17 protein-coding genes are annotated in these 23,483 nt (G+C 51.0%); 9 read left to right on the forward strand and 8 right to left on the reverse strand.

The window, feature by feature from the left end; all coding sequences use genetic code 11:
- Nucleotides 1-184: 184 nt before the first annotated feature.
- Genes QQL65_RS11645 through QQL65_RS11655 form a run of 3 tightly spaced genes read left to right on the forward strand, consistent with a single transcriptional unit; the run spans nt 185 to nt 4,758 of the window.
- Nucleotides 185-2,470, forward strand: coding sequence for a LysM peptidoglycan-binding domain-containing protein (locus QQL65_RS11645; protein WP_284364716.1), 2,286 nt, complete (start codon nt 185-187; stop codon nt 2,468-2,470).
- 41 nt (nt 2,471-2,511) lie between these two features.
- A complete protein-coding gene (locus QQL65_RS11650) occupies nt 2,512-2,835 on the forward strand; it encodes an ArsR/SmtB family transcription factor (RefSeq protein ID WP_284364719.1) in 324 nt (107 codons plus the stop codon).
- 3 nt (nt 2,836-2,838) lie between these two features.
- Complete coding sequence (locus tag QQL65_RS11655; RefSeq protein ID WP_284364722.1) at nt 2,839-4,758, forward strand: ABCB family ABC transporter ATP-binding protein/permease; 1,920 nt, start codon at nt 2,839-2,841, stop codon at nt 4,756-4,758.
- An 84-nt stretch (nt 4,759-4,842) separates the two neighbouring features.
- Here QQL65_RS11655 and QQL65_RS11660 read toward each other — a convergent pair whose 3' ends face one another.
- The 6 genes from QQL65_RS11660 to QQL65_RS11685 form a co-directional block, all read right to left on the reverse strand.
- Complete coding sequence (locus QQL65_RS11660) at nt 4,843-8,214, reverse strand: efflux RND transporter permease subunit (protein WP_284364724.1); 3,372 nt, start codon at nt 8,212-8,214, stop codon at nt 4,843-4,845.
- Nucleotides 8,211-9,413 (reverse strand): efflux RND transporter periplasmic adaptor subunit, encoded by a 1,203-nt coding sequence (locus QQL65_RS11665; RefSeq protein WP_284364727.1) that lies wholly within the window; start codon nt 9,411-9,413, stop codon nt 8,211-8,213. Before QQL65_RS11665 ends, QQL65_RS11660 begins: the two co-directional genes overlap by 4 nt.
- Nucleotides 9,414-9,424: 11 nt before the next feature.
- Nucleotides 9,425-9,973, reverse strand: coding sequence for a PadR family transcriptional regulator (locus tag QQL65_RS11670; RefSeq protein ID WP_284364729.1), 549 nt, complete (start codon nt 9,971-9,973; stop codon nt 9,425-9,427).
- A 148-nt stretch (nt 9,974-10,121) separates the two neighbouring features.
- Nucleotides 10,122-10,925: a 3'(2'),5'-bisphosphate nucleotidase CysQ gene (cysQ, locus tag QQL65_RS11675; RefSeq protein WP_284364730.1), complete on the reverse strand. Its 804-nt coding sequence runs from the start codon at nt 10,923-10,925 to the stop codon at nt 10,122-10,124.
- Nucleotides 10,926-10,942: 17 nt separating this feature from the next.
- Nucleotides 10,943-11,812, reverse strand: a complete 870-nt coding sequence (gene nadC, locus QQL65_RS11680) for a carboxylating nicotinate-nucleotide diphosphorylase (RefSeq protein WP_284364733.1) — start codon at nt 11,810-11,812, stop codon at nt 10,943-10,945.
- A gap of 77 nt (nt 11,813-11,889) precedes the next feature.
- On the reverse strand, nt 11,890-12,555 hold the full coding sequence (locus QQL65_RS11685; RefSeq protein WP_284364735.1) for a glutathione S-transferase: 666 nt from the start codon (nt 12,553-12,555) through the stop codon (nt 11,890-11,892).
- A 180-nt stretch (nt 12,556-12,735) separates the two neighbouring features.
- On the opposite strand from QQL65_RS11685, the gene QQL65_RS11690 reads away from it, so the two are divergent.
- Nucleotides 12,736-13,665, forward strand: a complete 930-nt coding sequence (locus tag QQL65_RS11690) for a crotonase/enoyl-CoA hydratase family protein (protein ID WP_284364736.1) — start codon at nt 12,736-12,738, stop codon at nt 13,663-13,665.
- A gap of 10 nt (nt 13,666-13,675) precedes the next feature.
- Here QQL65_RS11690 and QQL65_RS11695 read toward each other — a convergent pair whose 3' ends face one another.
- Complete coding sequence (locus QQL65_RS11695) at nt 13,676-15,985, reverse strand: putative bifunctional diguanylate cyclase/phosphodiesterase (protein ID WP_284364739.1); 2,310 nt, start codon at nt 15,983-15,985, stop codon at nt 13,676-13,678.
- A gap of 302 nt (nt 15,986-16,287) precedes the next feature.
- Here QQL65_RS11695 and QQL65_RS11700 point away from each other — a divergent pair, with 302 nt between their 5' ends.
- Entirely contained in the window at nt 16,288-17,538 is a 1,251-nt protein-coding gene (locus QQL65_RS11700) for a Ppx/GppA phosphatase family protein (protein WP_284364740.1), read from the forward strand.
- Nucleotides 17,535-18,356, forward strand: a complete 822-nt coding sequence (locus tag QQL65_RS11705; RefSeq protein ID WP_284364741.1) for an RlmE family RNA methyltransferase — start codon at nt 17,535-17,537, stop codon at nt 18,354-18,356. The genes QQL65_RS11700 and QQL65_RS11705 overlap by 4 nt, the downstream gene beginning before the upstream one ends.
- On the opposite strand, the gene QQL65_RS11710 is transcribed toward QQL65_RS11705, so the two are convergent.
- The gene (locus tag QQL65_RS11710) at nt 18,346-19,743 is read right to left on the reverse strand and encodes an MDR family MFS transporter (protein ID WP_284364742.1); all 1,398 of its coding nucleotides are present in this window, start codon (nt 19,741-19,743) and stop codon (nt 18,346-18,348) included. The genes QQL65_RS11705 and QQL65_RS11710 overlap by 11 nt on opposite strands.
- Before the next feature lie 206 nt (nt 19,744-19,949).
- On the opposite strand from QQL65_RS11710, the gene guaB reads away from it, so the two are divergent.
- Genes guaB through QQL65_RS11725 form a run of 3 tightly spaced genes read left to right on the forward strand, consistent with a single transcriptional unit; the run spans nt 19,950 to nt 23,187 of the window.
- Nucleotides 19,950-21,452 (forward strand): IMP dehydrogenase, encoded by a 1,503-nt coding sequence (guaB, locus tag QQL65_RS11715; protein ID WP_284364743.1) that lies wholly within the window; start codon nt 19,950-19,952, stop codon nt 21,450-21,452.
- Nucleotides 21,453-21,455: 3 nt separating this feature from the next.
- Nucleotides 21,456-21,881, forward strand: a complete 426-nt coding sequence (locus tag QQL65_RS11720; protein WP_284364745.1) for an MAPEG family protein — start codon at nt 21,456-21,458, stop codon at nt 21,879-21,881.
- 7 nt (nt 21,882-21,888) lie between these two features.
- A complete protein-coding gene (locus tag QQL65_RS11725) occupies nt 21,889-23,187 on the forward strand; it encodes an RsmB/NOP family class I SAM-dependent RNA methyltransferase (protein WP_284364746.1) in 1,299 nt (432 codons plus the stop codon).
- The last annotated feature ends 296 nt before the right edge of the window (nt 23,188-23,483 follow it).

Here is a 23,483-nt window from a genome sequence, read left to right on the forward strand (position 1 = left end):
CCTGGCTGAATCGACGTCTAATTCCAATCTGTTTGTTGCGCTTGGATTTGCAGCAGCAACAGCCGCAGTAGTCGTAGGAGTGGTTTCCGCTCCTGCCATTTCATCTTGTTCTCAAAATGCCGACCAGCCGTTTCTGAGTTGCGTCATCGGTCAGGTGTTTGGACGCACCGACGACAATGCCAAAGTGAGTTCATCCTCCCAGACGACGCCAACCGATCAAGCGGATGCAGAACAATCATCACCAGCAGCCACAAGCGCAGAACAGACCAATGACGAAGAGACAACAACCGCCGCAGACGCGATTGTCGTTCCCGATTTCACCATTGCGCGCGCCGCCGCCGATGGTCTTGTTGTTATTGTTGGAACAGCAGCAGTTGGCGATACCGTCATTGTGAAATCAAATGGCCAGATTTTGGGTAAGACCAAGCCCGAGCGCACAGGCGAATGGGTGTTCGTGCCAGAAAATCCGCTGCCAACAGGCGGCGTCGAAATCACTGTGGAAGCGCAAGATGCGCAAGGCAACTTCACGCCATCCGCAAAATCAGAGATTGTGCTAATCCACGAAGGTCGCGACAAAGAGCCAATCGTCGTGGCTTCAGTGCCGGGCGAAGCCTCATCTATCATTCAAGGTTTGACGCCTCAAGTCGTCGAAGTAGCCGAAGCAGAAGTTGAATCAACGCCTGAAGCAGTTGAATCTGAAACCGAACAGCCCGCTGCAAGTGATTCAAATGACACAGAGAAATCTGTAGAGGCAACGACGGCTGCTGCCGAAACTGAGAGCACAGAAGAGGCAGCACCTGCGGCCACAGCAGAGACCGAAACACCTGCAACGCCAACAGAGGTTGCTGAAACTGTCGAGGCTGAAGTGATTGAAACGGCTGAGGCCGTTGTTGAAACCACTGAGGAAGCGGTTGCTGTTGAGAGCGCTGCGGAGGCTGAAGCGCAACAGACTGACGTTGCTGTTAATACTGAAACTTCTGCCGATGAAAACACAGACACAACTGAGCCTGTTGCCGTTGTTGCAGATACGGCGAATCAAGCCGCCCCAGAGCAAACCACAAGTGAGGCAGAGCAAAGTTCTGTTGTTGACGATCAGTCAGTTGAGCCTGTAGCGTCTGAAGAAACAGTTGTTGCAGATCAACCAGAAACAACTGTTACCGAAGCTGTAGAAGCTGAAACAATTGAAACGGCTGAGGCTGTTGTTGATGCCACAGAGGCAGTTGTTGAAGCCGTTGAGGCAGTGCAGCCAGAGGCAGCGCAACAAGTGGCTGAAAACGAAGCCCCAGAGGCAACAACACAATCGACACCGCAAACTGAGCAAGAAGTGGCAACTGCTGAAGCAGCAGAAGCCGCGATTGAGGCTATCGAGCGTTTCGTACAACCCACGATTGATGCCATTGAAATTGACGGTGCGATGAACTTTATCGCCGGCGGCGGTCCCGATGGCGCGATCATGCGCATCTATGTGGACAACGAATATGTCGCCGATGCGGTCGTAGCCGATGGCCGTTGGCTTGTTGAAACCGAGAACGTGCTCACTAAGAAGTCGCAGCGTGTCCGTGCGGACATGTTGGTTGCTGACACGTCTCAGGTGACAGCGCGAACCGAAGTCAACTTTGTCATTGAGAATTTAGTTGAAATTCCGGTCGCGCCAGCGGAGCAAACTCAAGTGGCTGACGCTGATACGTCTGGTGACGCGCCAACCGAGGCCGCTGATGCGTCTGATAATACTTCAGCGCCTGAGCAAACGACCGAGGTGGCAAGCGCTGAAGTCGAGCAAGTTGAGCCAACAGCTCTAACGGCAACTGAAGAGGCGGTTGTCGAAGATGCTGCCGCACCGGTGGAAACGGCACCAACTGCCCAAGAAGAAACAACGCCAGTTGTTGAACAGGCAGTGGAACAGCCAGTTGTTTCAGAGCAAGCCGCACCTGAAACTATGGGTGAAGAATCGTCTGTGATTGAGACGGCCTCAAACGAAGTGGCTGAGCAACCAACTTCGGTTGATACGGTGACAGAAAAGGCAACTACCACTGCCGACACTGAAGCTGTGACCAGCGAAACAAAGACGCCAACAGTCGAAACGCCTGAAGAAGTTGCTCTGGTCGAGGATGCCGTCGCTGACGCGCCAGTTGAACCGGCAACAGACGCTACTGATATCGTGCAAGCTACACAAGAAGCTGAAGGCAACGCCGAGGCGGCTGCAGAGGCCGTAGAGGCGGAAGTAACTGCGGAAGAAGACGAGGGTGGTGTGACAACCATCACCGCCGTTGCTGTGGGCGAGGGCGATGAACAACGTTTCGTTTCGGGTAAGGCGATTATCCGCAAGGGCGATAATCTTTGGACGATTGCTCGGCGCGTTTATGGCAGCGGTGTGAAGTACACCACGATCTACGAAGCCAATGCGAATGACATTTCAAACCCACACCTGATTTTCCCAGGTCAAGTGTTTGAATTGCCAAACCAAGAATAGAGCTTGAACTTCGGGCGGAATTGCTTTATCGTAATATTACGATGAATGAGATTTCGCCCGAAGACCAGCAACTCGCTAAAGCCATGCGTGCCCTTTCACATCCGGCTCGCCTAGCGATTTTGCGCTATCTTTCCGACATTAGTACACCTTGTTGTGGCGATGTAATGTCATGCGTTGATCTTGCCCAATCCACGGTTTCGCAGCACCTAAAAGTGCTTTTAGAGGCGGGGCTGATTGAAAGAAAAGGGCAAGGCACCAAAAACTGTTACAGCATTTGCTCGGATAAACTGAGCGCTGTGCAGTCACTTTTCGATCGGACTGTGTCTCCTCTCACAGCTAAATCACTTCCTCAAAACGCGGAGTAATACATGGCCGTAGCGCCAACAGGTCGCACTGTTTCCAAAAAACAAACCGTGAACGCCGACGAAGGCTCGCCGTTTGCTACAATTAAGAACCTATGGCCCTATATGTGGCCATCTGATCGTCCCGATCTCAAAGCACGCGTGATGCTGGCCCTCTTGGCGCTGCTCGCTGCGATGGGTGCCGCAACTATGGCGCCCTATTTCTATTCGCAGGTGATCGATTCACTAGAAATCGGCGACGGCATCGAACAAGCTAAAATGTTCGGCCTTACGCTCGCAATAGCTTTCGCCATTGCTTATGGCCTTGGTCAAATTACCGAGAGCCTGTTCATGCAGCTGCGGGACGTGTTGTTCGCCTCTGTAGGCCAGCACGCTGTCCGACAGCTTGCACATCGCACCTTTGTGCATTTGCACGCCTTGTCGCTGCGCTATCACTTGCAGCGCCGAACAGGTGGCCTATCACGGGTCATTGAGCGTGGCACCAAGGGCATTGAAACAATTGTGCGTTTCACAATGCTCAACACCGCACCAACCCTAGTGCAGTTCGTCATAATCTCGACGATCTTTGTTTGGCGCTTTGGGCTGCCTTATCTTGCTGTATTGGTGCTTACCGTCGTTGGTTATATCTACTTCACCGTTAAGGCCAGCAATTGGCGTATCGGCATTCGCCGCAAAATGAATGACAGCGATACTGAAGCCAACTCAAAAGCCATCGACAGTCTTCTAAACTTCGAAACGGTCAAATATTTCGGCAATGAAGAGATGGAAGCGCGTCGTTTTGACGAATCTATGGCGGTCTATGAAGGCGCAGCGATCCGCATGTGGACGTCGCTCGGTTTCCTCAACTTTGGACAAGCGGTGATTTTCTGGATCGGCATGATTGTCATTTCCATCATGTCGGTGAACAGCGTTTTGGCGGGCGACATTACCGTTGGCGATTTTGTGTTGATCAACATGTATATGATGCAGATTTATCGTCCACTAAATTTCATTGGCTTCGTCTATCGCGAAATCCGTCAGGGCCTCACCGACATTGAGAATATGTTCGAGCTGCTCGATAAAGACGCCGAGATCAAAGACAAGCCAGACGCCAAGCCGCTTGAAGTCAGTGGGCCGGTCCTTAAGTTCAACGATGTGAAGTTTCACTATGATCCAGATCGCGAAATCCTAAAGGGCGTGAGCTTTGAAGTCCCTGCTGGCAAAACCATCGCGGTGGTTGGCCCTTCGGGTGCCGGTAAGTCGACAATCTCGCGGCTAATCTATCGCTTTTATGATGCGATTGAGGGCAGCGTGGAGATCGATGGCCAAGATGTGCGCGATGTTACGCAAAAGTCGCTGCGCGCTTCTGTGGGCATGGTTCCACAAGATACAGTGCTGTTTAACGACACAATTGCCTACAACATTCGCTATGGCCGACCTGAAGCGACGGACGAGGAAGTGCGGGAGGCCGCAAAGCTGGCGCAAATCTCAGACTTTATCGATGGTTTGCCGCAAGGGTTCGATACGCCAGTGGGTGAACGCGGTTTGAAGCTTTCTGGTGGTGAAAAACAACGTGTAGCGATCGCGCGTACAATCCTAAAGAGCCCGCCGATCTTGATTTTGGATGAAGCCACTTCGGCGCTGGATACGCAAACTGAACGAGAAATCCAGTCAGCGTTGGATCATGTATCGCAGAACCGCACCACATTGGTGATTGCCCACAGGCTTTCAACTGTCATCAACGCCGACGAAATCATCGTGCTGCGTGCAGGTGAAATCGCCGAGCGGGGCAACCACGAGGCATTATTGGCGCTAGATGGCCTTTATGCCCAAATGTGGAACCGTCAGCGCGAGGTTGATGAAGCTGGTGAAAAGCTTCGCTTGGCACGCGAAACAGATACTGAGGGTTTTCTGATCAAGCAAAGCGAGCAAGACCCCGTCAAATAGTTTTGCTTGTCTTGAACAAACAAAAGGGGCGTCGCAGATATTTGCGACGCCCCTTTTTATTTCTGTCTGTCCTCGAAAGCTAAGCTATTCAGCAGCCTCAGGTGTTGGTCGAGACACGATGGTTACACCATGTTTCTCTTCTGTCACCAAATCCCCGGTGATATACGCTTTCGCGCTGTCTGCACCCGCAGGAATTTCAGCAGTCGCAGGCTGGTCAACAACATTGGTCTCTGCTTCCGCCGCTTCAGCCGCTTTTGCTTCAGCTTTGGCTGCACGGCGCGCGCTGATTGCACGGAACGGATAGGTGATCATCTGCCACAGATGGATCAATTGCTCTTTCCAAACCGTTGGTGCGACCAGCAATACAGGCACCATAAGCAGTGTCAGCAAAGTGGAGAAGGTGAGGCCAGAAATAACGGCTGTTGCCAACTGGATCCACCATGCACCTGATGGGTCGCCAACAATTATTGAGCGTCCGAAGAAGTCAAGGCTTACGCCCATCGCCATCGGGATCAGGCCCATCACTGTTGTAATTGTCGTCAACAACACGGGGCGAAGACGTTGCGATGCTGTCATTAAGGATGCGGAAATCGGGTCAGCACCTTCATGGCGGAAACGGTTATACGTATCGATCAACACGATCGAGTTGTTCACCACAATACCTGCTAGCGATACAATGCCGACACCGGTCATGATTGCCGAGAACGACTGCCCGGTGATCAGCATACCAAGCAACACACCAGCAACCGACATAACCACTGTCGAAAGCGTAATCGCCACCTGATAGAAGCTGTTGAACTGTGTCAGCAAGATCAAGAACATCAAGAACATTGCCGCCGCACCGGCTTGTGCCATAAATGCATTGGTTTCGTTGGTCTGTTCATCGGCACCAGCAAATTCAAACTCAACGCCTTGCGGCCAAGTCTGTTCGCCAATCCAGGTTTTCAACTCTTCAACCTTGTCAGCGGCCATGACTGGTGTGCCATCTTCCTTTTCACCAGTTACGTTCGCCCGCACACCCATTGTGTATTTGGAATCGCGGCGAGAGATCGCTGCAACTTTTGGCACAGCTTCTCGTGTGATGAAGTTTGATACTGGAACAAGGCCTGCATTCGTGATGATCCGCAAACTATCTAGCGCTTCAAAGCTACGTTGCTCTTTCGGCAAGCGAACACGAATGTCCAACTCGTCAATCGCATCATCTGGACGATAGGTGCCAAGATTAACGCCAGACGTCACAAGCTGAACATACGGGCTCAGATCACGAACACCGATACCATAAAGCGCAGCCATTTCCCGATTGACATTGATCTTCCAGTCAATGCCGGGCAGGGGACGGCCGTCCTCAACTTCCATCGTATTGCCGAGATCGAACTCAACAAAGTTGCGAATTTTGCCAACAACGGGCGCCAAATCATCATATGACTGCGCGGTTACCCGCATGGAAATGTCTTTACCTGTCGGTGGACCTTCTTCAATTTCGAGCAGTTCAACACCTACGCCTTTGATGTCTTTGATGTTCTCGCGGATATCCGCAAAAATCTCAGACGCCAAACGACGGTCTTTAAACGGTTCAAACTCAAGTTGTAGGTTGCCCAATGTATCTGGTGGCGTATCAGAAACAGCACCAGTGCTGCCAAAGTTCATAACGACTTCTTTGATGCCGCCAACTTTAAGTACTTCTGTTTCCACTTCAATCAGCAGATCGCGGATTTCGACAGGCGAGTAGTTGCCACGCCCGGTCACGGCCACCGTGGCGTATTCAGGCTCAATTGAAGGGAATGCTTCAACACCGGTGCTGTTGGCACCGTAATACATGAAGATACCAACAATCATGCCCACGCCAACAACCAGCACCATGATTGGACGGCGGATAATCGCATTTAGGAAACGAACATATCCACCTGTGAAACCAGGTACGGTCTTAGGATCAAAATTGTCGCGGCCAGACAGGGCTTGCGCGGCAAGCTTCTCTTTTTCGCTGACTTTTTTGCGGGCGAGCAAACCACCGATAACTGGCAAGAACACCATGGCAGTAATCAATGACGCAATCAGCGTGATGATCACCATGATCGGCAAATAGCTCATAAATTTGCCGATGATACCCGGCCACAACAACATCGGGAGGAAGGCCGCTAGCGTTGTGCCAGTAGACGATACAATCGGCCAGAACATCAGTTTGGCCGCGCGAATAAATGCTTCGCGCCGTTCCATCCCTTCAGAGATTTTCCGGTCGGCATATTCAACGATGACAATCGCGCCATCAACGAGCATACCTACCGTGAGAACCAAACCGAACATGATCATCATGTTCACGGTCATCCCGATCAGCTGGAGGAAGAAGAAAGCCATCATAAATGACGTGGGAATCGCCAAACCAATCATCAGGGCAGGGCGGATGCCAAGCATCGCAATCGTAACAATCATCACAAGCGCAACCGCAGTCAAAACAGCAGACTGCAAAGAGCCGAGCATGTCTTGCGCTGGTTTGGCTTGGTCGATCATCACGCTTGTCTTGATCGCTGGGTTGCGATCTGGAGCGGTTTCTTCGACTTTGACGCGAACAGCGTCTGAAAGCTCAATTACGTTTTCGCCTAGGCGTTTGAACACACCTAGGATAATCGCAGGCTGGCCGTTCACACGTGTAAACGAAGTCGCATCCTTGAAGGTGCGTTGGATTGTTGCAACATCGCCGAATGTCACATTCGAGCTGCCATCTGTTTTGAGCGGCAAATTGTAAACATCTGAGGCAGATTGGATAAGACCCGGCACCTCAATGGCGAACTTGCCTTGGCCGGTGTCCAATGTACCCGCTGGCACCACAAGGTTGTTGCGCGCCAAAGCGTCAAACAACTGGTTGGTGGTGAGGTTGTAAGATTCGAGTTTGTTCAAATCAACAACAACATCAAGCACTTCTTCGCGGTGGCCAGACATATCGACTGAACGAACCGAAGCAATGCCTTCAAGTTGATCTTGAAGTTTACGTGCAGTTTGAGAAAGCGCGCGCTCAGGCACGTCGCCATAAACAGCAACCGTTACGGTTGGGAAGTTGCTGATCGCAATTTCATTGACAGTTGGCTCGTTTGCATCTTCAGGTAGCTGCGACTTCGCGCGATCTACTTTTTCGCGTACATCTGTGATGGCCTGATCTTTGTCGAAATTGATGTCAAATTCCAAAAAGATCGACGCATGACCCGTTGAAGATGTCGACGTCATTGCTTTCAACCCATCAAGGTTGCGCAACTCAGTCTCCATTGGCCGTGCTAATAACCGTTCAGCATCGCTGGGTGAAACACCAGTTTGCGAAATTGAAACGTAGAGATAAGGAATATCAATAGCTGGTTGCCCTTCTTTGGGCAGCGTGATGTAGGCGGAAATACCCGCCAACAACAACACCAGCATAATTGTGACGACCGATTTCGGCCGTCTTAGTATATTTTCTAGCGCACCAATCATGATGTTTTTTCGTTGCTTTGATTATCAGCAACGACCTTTTGTCCAGCAATTACATATTCCTGCCCAAACGTGATGATATCCACATTGTCGGGCAGGCCGGTCACCCAAATACCTTCAGTTGTATCTCGCAAAATCTGCACTTCATGAAACGCCACTTCGCTATCATGAACGGCGCGAACGCCAATCGTGCCTTCATTGTCCAACGTCAGTACTGATTGCGGCACCAAATGTGCCTTTGTTGTGCCCAGAACTGCAATCGCTTCTGCGGTCAGCCCAGCACGGATTGAATAGTCACTATTCTCAATTTCAACTTCCACAGGGAACGCCCGTGTAGCTGTGTTAGAAGTCGGGGAAACATAGCTTAGCTTGCCCACAACTTCTTGGCCTGTGATCGTTTTCACGGTTACTGGCAAGCCAACAACGGCTGCGCCAATGCGCGATTCAGGAATGTCGCCAGCAAACAAGATTGGGTCAAGTTGAACCAACGTTACACAAGCCGCTCCGGCGCTTAACATGTCGCCTGGCTGTGCAATTGGGTCCTGAACGATGCCCGCAACTTCCGAGTAAATAACAGTGCGGTCTAGTTCTGCTTTCGCACTGTCGACGGATGCGCGCGCAGCTTCAAGTGCCGCTTCGAACTGGCGACCGGAATTTGCAGGAGACAGGCCTTTTTCTCGCAATGTCTTATTTGAAGAATAATCAAGTTCAGCCTTTGCCAAAGATGCTTCTGCCTGCGCCAATTGCGCGGCGCGGGTTCCCGCATCAATCTCACACAGCAAATCGCCGGCTTTTACGTGGTCACCTTTGTCAACGTGACGTGACTTCAAAATGCCAGTTGTTTCTGCACGAATGGAAACTGTTGCACTTGCTTTAGTATTGCCGCGCAACGAAACAGTGATCGGCAAGTCTTGTGCAACGAAGCTACGTGTGCGAACGGACTGAAGCTCTTCTAGTGGTTCTACTGGCGCTTCAACCGCGATTTCTGCCGTTTTCGCTTCAACGTCGACCGGTGTTACCAGTCCTGCCTGCTCCAATGTTGAGCGAATGCCGCTGTCGGCAGGCAAGTCCAGAATGTCCAGAATTGCGGTTTCGCCGTTGCCCGGACCCTTACCGCCTTGAACCAACGTGCCGGATGCCATCCAGACACCGATAACTACTATCAAAAGAAACGCCACGCCATATGACAATAAAAAGCGCATGTTTATAATCCCTATTCGGCAGCCTTAGCAGCAACATCTACGGGCTGCGCCATGGCGATAATTTCATCTTTATGTTCAACGAGATAGTTTCTGGCTTGCCGAATACAAGTTAGACCGTATTCCAATACCCAACGGTCTGCTTTAGCCTCCAGATCCGCGCCCATCTCTTCAATCGACTTAATTTCTTCGTCGACTTTGGAGATACGCTCTAAAATCCGTTTTTCAACCAGGTCTCGTGGTAATTCTTCTGCAAATCGTAAAAACAACACAAATTCAGAACGAAATACGTCGTCGTTTAGATCTTCAAAAAGTGAATTAATGAAGCTCTCGCGCCCCGCATCCGTAATCGAGTATATGCGCTTGGCAGGCTTGCCTTCTTGCGCTTGGACGCGACTGGTAACCAGCTCGTCTTCTTCCAATTTGGACAGGGCCGGGTAGATGGAGCCAAAGCTGGCTTCCAAGAAAAACGAAAAATCGCCCTCGGTGGAGCGTTTCCGAATTTCATATCCAGTGGTTTCACCTTGGGTGAGGATGGCAAGGCAGACGGTTTTTACATTCATGACTCATGCTCGTTCGATATATATCGAGCCAATATAGGTATATGAGTGTTAAGAACAAGAGTCTTTTGCCAGAAAGTAACCGCCCAACACGCAATTTTGCGTGTTCGGTTAACGAATTCTGGGCATGTTAAGGGGCAGTGCTTAACTTTTAGACAAGCCGTGTCATAATTCTCGCTGCATTTTCAGCAATTTCTGCATTTGCTGCGGCAACAAAAAATGGATTGTAGAAATTGTCTTTGGTTTTGCCATAGTTGAGCGGCGTACCATCCATCTTCAAAACCACTCCGCCTGCGCGCAACAGGATCGCTTGACCCGCCGCAATGTCCCATTCGCAAGTCGGTGTGAATCGCGGATAGAGTAGTGCATCGCCACGCGCCACCAAGCAGAGCTTTAGCGATGAACCAACGCTGATATCTTCTTCAATTTCAAGGTCTTCGCACAACTGCGCAAGGGCAGCGTGGCCATGTGAACGGCTGGCGACAATTTTTCGGGGCCCGTTTGGTTCTGCACGAATTGAAGTGAAATTTGCGGTGCCTGCATCATTAATGGAAACAGAAAATGCGCCGCTTTCATCCGCCACAAACTCAAGTCCTAGGGCAGGGGCAGTCACCACGCCTGCGACCGGCACGCCATCTTCTACCAAAGCAATATTGACGGTGAACTCGCCGTTGCGTTTGATGAATTCTTTGGTGCCATCTAGCGGGTCAACAACGAAGAAGCGTGTGCCAAGTTCAGGAATATGGCCCGCTGCAACGCTCTCTTCACCAAGCAATGGGATGCCCGTGTCTTTTAGAGCCGCGACGATGATGTCTTCTGCATTCTGATCAGCAATTGTAACGGGAGAACCGTCTCCTTTGCGATCAATATCCACTCCATCTGCATAGTGGCGCATAATTTCTTCGCCGGCCATGCGCGCAGCGCTTAGCATTAATTCGGTCAGTGGATTGATCACGGGGGAGTTCCGTTCGCTTAACTGTCGATTTGGATGTCTAGGCCAATATCAAGCGGCATTGCTGCCATGGTTATTTTGCTTGTTGAGATATACTCGACGCCACTCTCAGCGATCTTGCGTACGGATTTGATATCCACGCCGCCAGAGGCCTCAAGCCGTGCACGGCCCTTGTTCACCTGCACGGCTTCGCGCAAGACTTTGGGTGGCATATTGTCTAGCAATACAGCGGTTGCACCGGCGTCAAGTGCTTCGGCAAACTGATCTAAATTGTCGACCTCAACTTCGATAGACATAAGGTGGCCAGCGAATGCGCGCGCCGCATGTACCGCTTTGGCAACGCCGCCAGCAACCGCAATATGATTGTCTTTAATCAAAATTGCATCGTCTAGGCCAAAACGATGGTTTGAGCCGCCGCCGCACTTAACTGCATATTTTTCGAATGCGCGCAGTCCCGGCGTGGTTTTGCGTGTACAGCAAATCTTTGCGCCAGTGCCTTCAACCTCGTTGGTGAAAGCACGGGTGTAGCTTGCAATTCCGCTCATGTGGCACATGAAATTTAGTGCAACGCGCTCACCGGACATAATGTGCCGCGCATTGCCTGAGATTCGCGCAATATTGTCGCCTGGCGCTACGATGTCACCATCAGAAACGAGCGCCTCAAATTTTAGGGTAGGGTCAACTTGGCGAAAAGCCTCGCGCGCAAGGTCAATCCCGGCAATCACGCCTTTCTCACGCACATTCATCACCGCAACGGCAACCGCTTCTTTTGACAATGTGGCTTGGGTGGTTACATCGCCAGCCATCCCCAAATCTTCCAAAAGCGCATTTCGAACTGCGCCTTCAATTAGTGGGGCGGCAAGTTCTGCTGGGTGTGCGGGCGAGTTCATCAAAAGGGCACCTCAATAATGTCTTGACGTTGCTTTAAGTGGATTTTTGTCTGCCTGCAAGCAAAACACCAGAATTACTAGCTTGCCATGTCGACGGGCGGAAAGGCCATCTCTTCGTCTCCGGGCGCCCAAAGCGGAAACTTGGGCATGATTGTCGCAAAGCGGTCAGACGTTAGAAACATGTCCAACCATGCCAACACGTGCGTGAAGTCTTGGGCCCAAAACCATTCTTTGTCGACAAATGCAAACTGTCGCACAAATGGCAAAATGCACATATCAGCCAACGAGATGCGGCCGCCAAACAGAAAATCCTGTGCGTCCAACAATGAATTTAAGTGCTGCAAAAATGGCAGCGCGTCATCACGCGCAGCACGTGCGATGTCGGGTTCAGAATGGAACCGATATTTATAGGTATCCAACAAAGGTTTGAACGCAGAATCCATTTCATTTATCAGCGCCAACATTTGCGCCTTATTGCCCTTCTCGGGTGAGAGCAAATTCTCTGGATCATTTGTTTCTAACGCCCAAAGCGCAATGTCTAGGCTTTCATCAATTACCGTGCCATTTGGCAACTGCAGAACCGGAACAGTGCCCTTTGGTGAGATTTCGAGCATATGTGCGGGCTTGTTTCGCAATATGATTTCGCGCAACGCACAATTTACCTGAGCAGAGGCAATCGCCAGTCTAGCGCGCATTGCGTAGGGGCATCTACGGAAACTGTAGAGGATTGGTCGGTTGGTCATTTTGCTTAAATATCAAACCTCTAGCTAGTTTTCTAGATTCAAGATCAAAACCTACCTCTCTCCCGAAGCGGTGCTTCTTGGAAGTGGCGGAAAATCATTTCTTTTTAGCGAACGCATTTGCAATTGCTCGCTGGATGTCGTTAACTTTAGTTATTTTTTAGTATATTTTGAAGTGTTCATATGACCAAAAACCTCGCCGTACAAAATCGGTCGGTTGGTCGAGAAGAGTTACGATACAAACTTCTCCCCCAATCCGACCTTCCATTTCACCTCCCAAAGGACCGTCAGCGGTTCTGGGGAAATCTAGGTCAAATCGAAAGTAATTTCGATATTTCAAACGCAACCGTTTGGTCATTTATGCAGTTTCAGGGGCGCGCTGCCTTCAATCCTGATCTGCTTGATGATTTCCAACACATGCACAACAACATCACGCGGTTCAAACAGGAACAGCCTGACTATTTTAAATTCTTAGTTCTCGGTTCGCGTCATCCAGACTTCTTCTGTCTCGGTGGCGATCTCGATCATTTCTCGGCGTGCATTGCCAACAAGGACAGGGAAGGGCTGTTCCAATATGGTCTTTCGAGCGTCCAGATCCTTTATCGCACCTGGCAGATCACTTTTCACGGTGTGATCTCAATTGCGCTGGTTCAGGGCGATGCACTGGGTGGCGGATTTGAGTCGCTTCTCTCGTTCGATATGATCTGCGCAGAAAAGGGCGCTAAGTTTGGCTTTCCTGAGCACTTGTTTGGTTTGTTCCCGGGTATGGGCGGCCTAACGCTTCTTGGGCGTAAACTTGGTTTTGCCAAGGCGGAGCAACTTGTGCGCACAGGGCAAACCATGACCGCTGAAGAGCTTTACGATTTGGGCGTTATCCAAATTCTGTCCGAACCGGGCGAAGGCATAAAAGACATCAAGAAGTTTATTGCACGCACGGGAAGTCGTCAAAAAGCGGCCTGTGCTTACCATTTGGCGGCAAAGCGTGCGAACCGACTATCGTTTGATGAGTTAGAGGATATTGTGAAGCTTTGGGTTGATGCCGCTATGGAAATCACCCCAAAGGAACTCAAAATCATGAAGCGTTTGGTGATGGCTCAGACAAATAAAACCTAAGCCAGCACCTTTATCCAACTTCTCCAACCGCTGGGGCTTCTTTAATCAAAAGGGCTTCAGCGGCCTCTGCGTCCATAGGGCGTCCTGTGAAGTAACCTTGGATGCGCGTTACACCCACAGATCGCAAGAAGTCCAATTGTTCTTGTGTTTCAACACATTCTGCAACCACGGTGATGTCCAATGCTTTGCCGATTTCTGCAACAGCGGTTGCAACAGCGGCGGAGCTTGGATTGGTCTCTAGATCGCGTACAAAGCTACCGTCGATCTTGATCTTGTTGAATGAAAAGCGCTGCAATTGGCTAAGTGATGAATAGCCTGTGCCAAAATCATCAAGCGAGATTTTAACACCCAAATCCTTGAGTTGTTGCAATTGCTTGAGGCTGTTTTCCATATCGACGATAAACGCCGTTTCGGTAATCTCTAATTCGAGCAAATCCGCCGGGAAATTGTATCGCTTGAGTTGACGGCGCAAGAAGTCGGCGAAACGAGAATCTTGGAATTGAACCGCCGAGAAATTCACCGAAATTTGCTTGCGTACGGGCCATGCAGCAGCAGTTTTAATCGCTTCTTTGGTCACCCAGCGACCAATTTCCATAATCTGGCCAGTCTCTTCCGCAGCGGGTATAAACTTAGCCGGCATCATTTTGCCGTTTGTTGGGTGTGTCCAACGAACTAGGCATTCGAAGCTGGCAACGCTCTGATCTTCAGCATCAACAATTGGCTGGAACGCGAGTTTGAACTGGTTCTTCTCAAGCGCTTGTTTGATGTCGAGTTCCAACGCCCGCATTTGCTGCAAGCGCTGATCCATTTGTGGTTCGAAATATGCAAACTTATTGCGGCCAGCTTTCTTTGCCGCATAAAGCGCCATGTCCGCGCGTTTGAGCAAAAGATCGGCGTCATTGCCATCTTTAGGAGCAATGACGATGCCTACGGATGCACCAATCTGAATGAAATGCGAATTGACGTTGAATGGCTGGTGTAGCGCATCAACAATTTGCTGAGCCAAATCGCGGGGAGAACGAGCTTGTGGCGAAAGTGTTTGAATGACCAAGAACTCATCTCCGGCCATGCGTGCAACTTCACCTTCATCCAGACAAACGTCGCAAATTCGATCCGCGACCTGGCGCAGCAACATGTCGCCGATCGGGTGGCCAAGGGTGTCGTTGACGCTCTTGAAATGATCAAGATCGATATAGTGCACAGCCAGTTCAGATGATACATTCAGGTTTTCAAGCTTCTCGACGAACAACTCGTGCAAAGAAACCCGGTTCATTAAGCCTGTCAGCTGGTCAACCCAAGCTAGGTTGCGAATGCGAGCTTCCGCTTTCTCTTTTTCCGTAACATCGGCAAACACGATAACGACATTGCCGTTTTCCATCGTGCGGGTGGAGGCTGCAACAAATCGCCCGTCGCTAAGCTTCGCTGTTTCGCTCCATTCACTATGAACATTGTCTTTGGTCTGATCGACAATTTTTGAGTGATCGTCAGGATGAAATGCCGCGATAATGCTGTCCATGCTGGTGCCAGTTGTGAACAGTGACTGATCGGCGCCAATAATATCAGCAACCTTTTCATTCCACACGACCAGCTTTTTGTCTTGATCGAACATGCACAATCCATGCGACATGTTGGTCAATGCGGCGTCAAAACGTTCTGCTTGTTCTCTAAAGGAAGCAGCAAGTTCTGCGTTGCGCTGTTTGTGCTCGAGCGCGTCGATAATCGTTTTGCGCATCGCTAGGGTAATGTCGCTGATGCCGATGGTGAACAGGAATAAACCGCACCAGCCAAAACTGGACACAAGCGAAGTGTATTGGGTTTGAACAATCAGACCAATCCACATCGGGATTGTGGTGAGATAGAGTTGGCCAACTGCTAAGAGCGGGCGACCTGCATTGCGCGCTGCAATGCTTGAGCCATAACCAGCACAGGTGATGGTCAGAATAAGGTGGACTTCAATATCAGGCACTCTGATGAGCGCGAAGAGCGTCAATAGACCCAAGCAGAGCGCAAATGCGGCTGCGCCAACAAAAAAGGCGATCTCCCACTTGTTTGATTCTTCGATGCCAATTGGCCGATTGCGTCGCAGATAAAGAAGGCCAACGCACAGGCGCAAAATAGCGATTATTGCAAGACCAGATGACAAATCGCGGATAACGATATCGTCAGTAAAAATCCACATCAAAGCGGTGATTGCAACGCCGATAATGACGCCAGTTACAAATGATGCGAAGGGGTGAAACAGGCCGTCCACAAGGTGTGCACGAATGACGGCGGAGAGTTGTCGTTCTGATTGAATGGTTTTTAAAAGGCGGCCAAACATAACAAGTACCTATCTAACATATCGCGCGAAATATATCGGTTAAATATATCAATGTAGTTAAAACCTTTAATAATCGTGACATTTCAAAAAAATTTTACAGACAATTTTATTGTTCAATGTCAGCGGCTTGCTGCGTTTTCGTAACGTTAATCATGACGAGTGGGGGCGATTGGTATCACTTTTATATTTGGTTTGGACAATTGCGCATTCGAAACGATTGAATTATCATCGCATCCAACATGTAAACAAAATGCCCTTCGGCGCGCCCTTGATGGCATGCGACGAAGGCAACGGAGCAAAATGTGGTCGATGAGAATCGGCCCGTAATTGGTGCGAAAAAACCGAGTTCGACGCCGCCCGAAGACCGTCCAAATTCAAACACGGACGGGCACAATGCGCCCAAGAACCGATCAAATTCGCAAGGCACCAATAAAAAGCGGGCACGCAAAAGCAACCATAAGTTCAAAAATGCCGGTGCATCGTCAGGGCAAAAGAGCGAACTCTATGGGGCTTTAGATCTAGGCACAAACAACTGTCGGCTCTTGCTTGCGCGTCCAACCGCTGCAGGTTTTAAAGTCGTGGACGGCTTTTCTCGCATCGTTAGGCTGGGCGAGGGGTTAACCGCTTCAGGTCGCCTGTCGGATGAAGCGATGGAGCGCACAATTGATGCGTTGCGTGCCTGCAAATCAAAAATTGAAAACCAAAAGGTTTCAAAGTTCCGCTTGATCGCAACTGAGGCCTGTCGCTCCGCAGACAACGCTGAAGGGTTTCTTGCGCGAATCCAATCCGAAATTGGCTTAGACCTAGAAGTTGTAGATCGCCAAACCGAAGCTCAATTGGCTGTGACAGGTTGTGCTGACCTAGTGGAGCCCGGTGTTGCTGGCGCAATCATATTCGATATTGGCGGTGGTTCTTCTGAACTGGCGTGGCTCGATTTTCGCGGTGGTCGCCCCAAAAGCCCTGGCAAAATGGCGTCGTCCATTCGCTCTTGGCAGTCCTTGCCAGTTGGCGTTGTTTCCATTGCAGAGAAGTTTGACGGCGTAAATGTAACGCCTGAGAGCTTTGAAGAAATGGTTGCCTACGTCGCTAGCCATTTGAAGAAATTCAAAGGACGCGAAAAACTCAAACGCACGCTGGAAGAGCATCCTTTGCATTTGGTGGGCACCTCGGGCACAGTGACAACGCTTGCTGGCCTACACTTGGGGCTTGAGCGCTATGATCGGTCAAAAGTTGACGGGCTGTGGATGCGCACAGACCAAGTCGAAGACACAATGCGTGTTTTGATCAATATGAATTACGAGCGCCGCAAGGCCAATGCGTGCATCGGGCGCGATAGAGCCGATTTGGTTTTGCCAGGTTGCGCGATTTTTGAAGCCATCCGGCGTGAATGGCCATGTGAACGTATTCGCGTGGCCGACAGAGGTTTGCGAGAAGGCATCTTGATTTCACTCATGTCTCAAGATCGCGTTTGGTCAAGAGGGCCCTCAGGCCAACGTCGCCGCCGCAAGCCAAAACCGCAACGTCAAAACGCAATACAAGGGACTGATTCATGAAAGAGCCGGTCAAAGGCACAAAGCGAAAAGGCTCCAAAGCGGGCGGCGTTAAAAAGGCAAAAATGAACGAAGCTGCGCAAAAGCGGGATGCCAAACGACGCAAGGAAGCGCGCAAAGAAGAGCTGAAAGCGTCGGGCAAATCTAAACGCACTGACGCTCGTGGACTAAATGCGCGTGTAAAAACCGCAAAAGGCCGCACCACATCTTCAACCAACTGGCTCAAACGTCAGTTGAATGACCCATATGTGCGTAAAGCAAAGCATGAGGGGCGTCGATCTCGCGCTGCCTACAAACTTATAGAACTCAACGAAAAACATGACTTGTTGCGGCCTGGAATGCGGGTTGTTGATTTAGGTTGTGCACCAGGCGGCTGGTGTGAAGTCGCCACCGAAATTTTAGGCGTCGACGCAGAAGATCCTAAAGTTGTTGGCATCGATTATCTGGAAATGGGCGAATTGCCCGGCGTTGTCTTCCTGCAAAAAGACTTTAACGACGATGATGCGCCTGATGCACTTATCGAAGCCTTGCGCGGAAACAAAGTGGACCTTGTGCTTTCAGATATGGCTGCGCCAACGACGGGACACCGCGCCACCGACCACATCCGCATTATTGCGCTGGTGGAACTGGCCGCGGACTTTGCAATTCAAATTCTCAACCCCGGCGGCACGTTTGTGGCTAAAGTTTTCCAAGGTGGCACCGAGCATGAGTTGCTTGGTGAACTTAAGAAGCACTTCAAAACAACTTTCCACGCAAAACCACCCGCATCACGGCAAGACAGCGCTGAGACCTATTTGATCGCCAAAGGCTTCAAAGGCTAGGCTTCACCTTCGCCACATGCCCCGATACGTCATCGCCCACTTGTTTGGACAAACTAAATATTGGCACGATTGCCGCTAGGGTAATTGCTGCCAGTACAAAGAACACCAGCTGCATTTCGGTTACGCCGACCTCAGTGCCACGGATGGCAGCGAAGGCATCAAGCAGTAATGCAGCGAATGCTACACCTAATGCGAATCCTAGTTGGATCGAAACCGAACTGATCACCGTAGCTGAGCCAGACTGTTCGTCGGGCGTTTTGGTGTAGGTGAGGGTGTTAAGCGACGTGTAAAACATCGAGCGGAAAAAGCCCATGAACAACAGGATGGACATTATGATCCAAATTGGCGTTTGGGCCGTGAAAAAGCCGTGCGTTATGGTCAGTAAACCGGGCACGATAATGCCAACGATCAGCAACGCCTTAAATCCAACCGCTGCTAATGCGGGCTTTAGGCAGAACTTCATCAAGATGGCGCCACCCGCGCCGATAAATGAAATCATGCCCGATTCAAATGGCGAGTAGCCAAAGCCCACCTGCAGCATTAGTGGGAACAGAAACGGCACCGCGCCACCAGCCACACGATAGATGAACCCTGAGGAGATTGAGGTGCGAAATATCGGCTCGTCAAACACGCTTAGGTCCAAGATTGGGTTCTCAACGCGTCGATAGTGCCGCAAGTAAATGGCGCCAAAACCAACGCCGGCAAGCGTTGTGGCAATGCCAACAATTGGCGGCAAGGCAGGTAAACTGATTACCGATAAACCAAAGATGAGGCCGGAAAAGCAAAGTCCGGACCATAAAAATCCAACCCAGTCCAGTTTGCGCTTTTCACGATATCCGGTGCCACCAAGATATTTTGATGCAAGCAAGATGCCGAATATGCCAATTGGAATGTTGATGTAAAAAATCCAATGCCAGGAGAAATAGGTGGTCAAAAAACCGCCAATTGGCGGCCCGGCCAGTGGGCCAAATAGGGCAGGCATAGTCAGCCATGCCCAAGCATTCACTAAGTCCTTTTTGGGCGTTGTACGGATCAGGATCAGCCGCGACAAAGGCGTCATCATGGATCCGCCCATTCCCTGCAGGAAGCGCGCAAGCACAAACGAAAACAACGAGTCGGCAAATGCGCACGCCAGTGATCCAAGCATAAACACTGCAATCGCGGCGCGGAAAACGTTGCGCGCACCAAACCGGTCCGCCATCCAACCGCTGATCGGGATAAAGATCGCCAGTGCCACAAGGTAAGAGGCGAGGGCAAGTTTAAGCGAAATTGGATCGGTGCCAATGTCGGCCGCAATCGCTGGGAGAGCGGTCGAAATGACGGTGACATCCATCAATTCCATGAATAGTGCCACCGCTAGAATAAGCGGTGTGATGCGATTGGACATAATACCTATAAGACTCAGTGGTTGGACCACTAGTGTGGCACGGGCCAGAGTGTGATGCAATTGTCATACAATTTTTGTGAAATACGCCCCTATGCAAAGTGCAAACTGCGTGGTATTGACCCTCGCCAACCAGTAGAATGGTGGCGAAGCTCTCCACCAGTCTCAAGCATACCCATTCATTCGTGTTTAGACGGAGGGTCACGCCCGTGGCAAAAATCATTTCTACAGCAACCGGTGATACCGCACTGACGTTCGACGACGTATTGTTGCAACCCGCAGAATCAAGCGTGATGCCTGCTGACGTTGACCTAAAGACCAAGGTAACGAAGGACATCGAACTGAACCTGCCTATTCTTTCCTCCGCGATGGACACCGTCACAGAAGCAAAAATGGCGATTGCCATGGCGCAAGCAGGTGGCATGGGCGTTATCCACCGCAATTTGACGCCGGAACAGCAAGCCGAACAAGTAAAGCAAGTAAAGCACTTTGAAAGTGGCATGGTCGTCAACCCAATCACCATTGGCCCAGACGCAACGCTTTCTGATGCACTCAACGTTATGGAAAGCCGCAACATCTCCGGTATTCCCGTGGTTGAAGGTGGCGGCTCTGGCGGTCGCAACACCGGCAAACTGATTGGTATTCTCACCCACCGTGATGTGCGGTTTGCGTCCAATCCAGATCAGCCAATTTCAGAACTCATGACCCACGAGAATCTGATCACGGTGCGCGATGGTGCAACACAGGACGAAGCCAAGCGTTTGCTCCACGCCAACCGGATCGAAAAGCTGCTCGTTGTCGACGAAGCCTACAAATGCGTTGGCTTGATCACCGTTAAGGACATTGAAAAAGCGCAATTGCACCCAAATGCGATTAAAGACAGCAAGGGCCGCTTGCGCTGCGCTGCGGCTTCAACCGTTGGCGACAAAGGCTACGATCGTTGCTTGCAGCTTATCGACGCTGAAGTTGATTTGTTGGTCATCGACACAGCCCACGGCCACAATGTGGAAGTGGCAAAAGTCGTGTCGCGTCTCAAAAAAGAGAATTCAAAAGTCCGCATCGTCGCGGGTAACGTGGCAACGGCTGCCGCAACACGCGCCCTGATTGATGCTGGCGCTGACGCGGTGAAAGTGGGCATTGGTCCAGGATCAATTTGTACCACCCGCATCATCGCTGGCGTGGGCGTGCCTCAGCTTGCAGCCGTTATGGGCTGTGCTGAAGAAGCGGCAAAATCTGGCATTCCAATCATTGCTGATGGCGGAATCAAATTCTCAGGCGATTTGGCTAAAGCATTGGCCGGTGGTGCAAATTGCGCCATGGTCGGTTCGTTGTTGGCCGGCACAGACGAAAGCCCGGGTGAGGTTTATCTTTACCAAGGCCGCTCTTATAAATCCTATCGCGGCATGGGGTCAGTTGGCGCAATGGCACGCGGATCAGCCGACCGCTATTTCCAGCAGGATGTTTCAGATTCAATGAAATTGGTGCCTGAAGGTATTGAAGGCCAAGTGCCTTACAAGGGCCCAGCTGGCGCTGTGCTGCACCAATTGGCGGGTGGCTTGAAAGCGTCAATGGGCTATACCGGCGCAGCGAACCTGAAGGACTTTGCTGAAAACGCTGAGTTCGTGAAAATCTCTGGCGCTGCGTTGAGCGAGAGCCACGTCCACGACGTGTCGATCACACGCGAAAGCCCTAATTATCGCGGTGGACGTTAACCCATGACGGGCGCGGAAAAGCTCTTATTGGTCGCGGTGTTCGCGCAGGTCTTTTTGACATTTGCGGTGCTGATCATTCTTGGCCATCGCCGCGTCCCCTTGGTTTACGGCGAAAAAATCAAGGTGGCCGATATTGCGATAGATGGTGACGCATGGCCGCTATCAGCCAAACTGGCTTCGAACAATTTCGCAAACCAGTTCCAACTGCCAATCCTTTTCTACGCGCTGGCAGCCATTAATCTGGCGACGCAGCAAACAAACTTGTGGCTTGCAATTCTGGCCGTGCTATTTGTGATTTCTCGCTATATACACACAGCGATCCACATCACAAGAAACCGCGTAATTCGCCGTTTTCTTGCTTATGTGACCGGCATGACCATACTGGCAATTATGTGGCTTGGTTTTGCCGTTCAAACTCTAATGTTATGAGGCGTAAATGCGTTTACCCGGTCGGCTAAGTGCCGCTATTGAAGTTCTGGCTGATATTGAAAAGCGCAAGCGCCCCGTCGCCGATGCTTTGAAAGACTGGGGATTGTCGCACCGCTTCGCAGGATCAGGCGATCGTGCAGCCATTGGCAACATTGTCTATGATGCATTGCGCAAAAAGCTGTCTCACGCCCATGTGGCCCGATCTGAAAGCGCACGCAGCTTGGCGTTTGCAACCTTGGTCCGCGATTGGGGTGAAAACCCAGAGGCGCTCAACGCAAGCTTTGGCGACGACAAATTCGCGCCAGAAGCATTGTCTGCAAAAGAGATTGAGCACCTAACCCGGGCTAACGCGCTGGTGGATGCACCCGAGCATGTTCAGGCGGACATTCCAGAATGGGCGCAACCATCATTTGAAAGCAACTTTGCTGAAGAATGGATTGCCGAAGGCGCGGCATTAGCCGAGCGCCCGCCGCTCGATATGCGCGTCAATACGCTCAAGTCGACCCGGGAAAAAGTGCTGAAGGCGCTGAAGAAAACCGGCGCGCAACCCACCAATATCGCCACCAACGGCATTCGTATTGAAGCGGGCAAGCGAGATTCAAGAACACCAAACGTTCAAGCCGAAGAAGCATTCCAAAAAGGGCGTTTTGAAATCCAGGACGAAGGCAGCCAAATTGTATCAGAATTGATCTTTGCGCGGCCGGGCGAGAAAATTCTCGACCTTTGTGCAGGCGCTGGTGGCAAAACTCTTGCCATGGGCGACATGATGGAAAACAAAGGCCAGCTTTTCGCCTATGATAGTGAAAAGAACCGACTAGCGCCTATCTGGGATCGGATTAAGCGGGCAGGGCTGCACAATGTGCAAGTGCGCCAACCTCATCATGATGATCCGCTGACAGACCTGATTGGCGCTATGGACCGCGTGGTCTTGGATGCACCTTGTACAGGTTCAGGCACGTGGCGACGCCGCCCAGATGCGAAATGGCGTCTAACCAAACAGCTTTTGGATCAAAGATTGCAGGAGCAAGAGGAAGTGCTGTCTCAAGCCGTGCCATACGTCAAAGTTGGTGGCTTCCTCGTTTACATCACCTGTTCAGTGTTTCCGGAAGAGAACGAAGGCCAAATCTACGCCTTTATGGACGAAAACCCGAACTTTGAGCTGCTCAGCGCAGGCGAAGTTTGGCAAGACCTTTATGGTTTTGACAAGCCAATGCCATGGTCATCTGATTTGAAATCCGTCACGCTTACACCAGCTTCAACCAACACAGACGGGTTCTTCTTCTCGGTGATGCAAAGAACGGGGTAGTTTGTTCGGGGTGCCAGTTCTTCTCCGCATAGACTGCAACAGGGGCTATTTTAGACAGTTCGCCCTTGTGATAACGCGCTATTCTCAAACTCCCACCGCCACGCGTCATAGTCGGGCTTGACCCGACTATCCATGCGGCGTCGCAAACCCGCCGAAGCCTTAGTGATTTTTCCAGCTGAGCGACTAGGCCCCTCATCATGGACCCTCGTGTCAAGCCTGCGTGGCGCGAACGCCACTTCGTGGCACGAGGGTGACGAGGGAAGGGGAAGGCGATGCTTGGGCGCTTGATGGCCGCT

This window comes from Maritalea porphyrae (assembly GCF_030159895.1).
In the GTDB taxonomy this organism is placed as follows: domain Bacteria; phylum Pseudomonadota; class Alphaproteobacteria; order Rhizobiales; family Devosiaceae; genus Maritalea; species Maritalea porphyrae.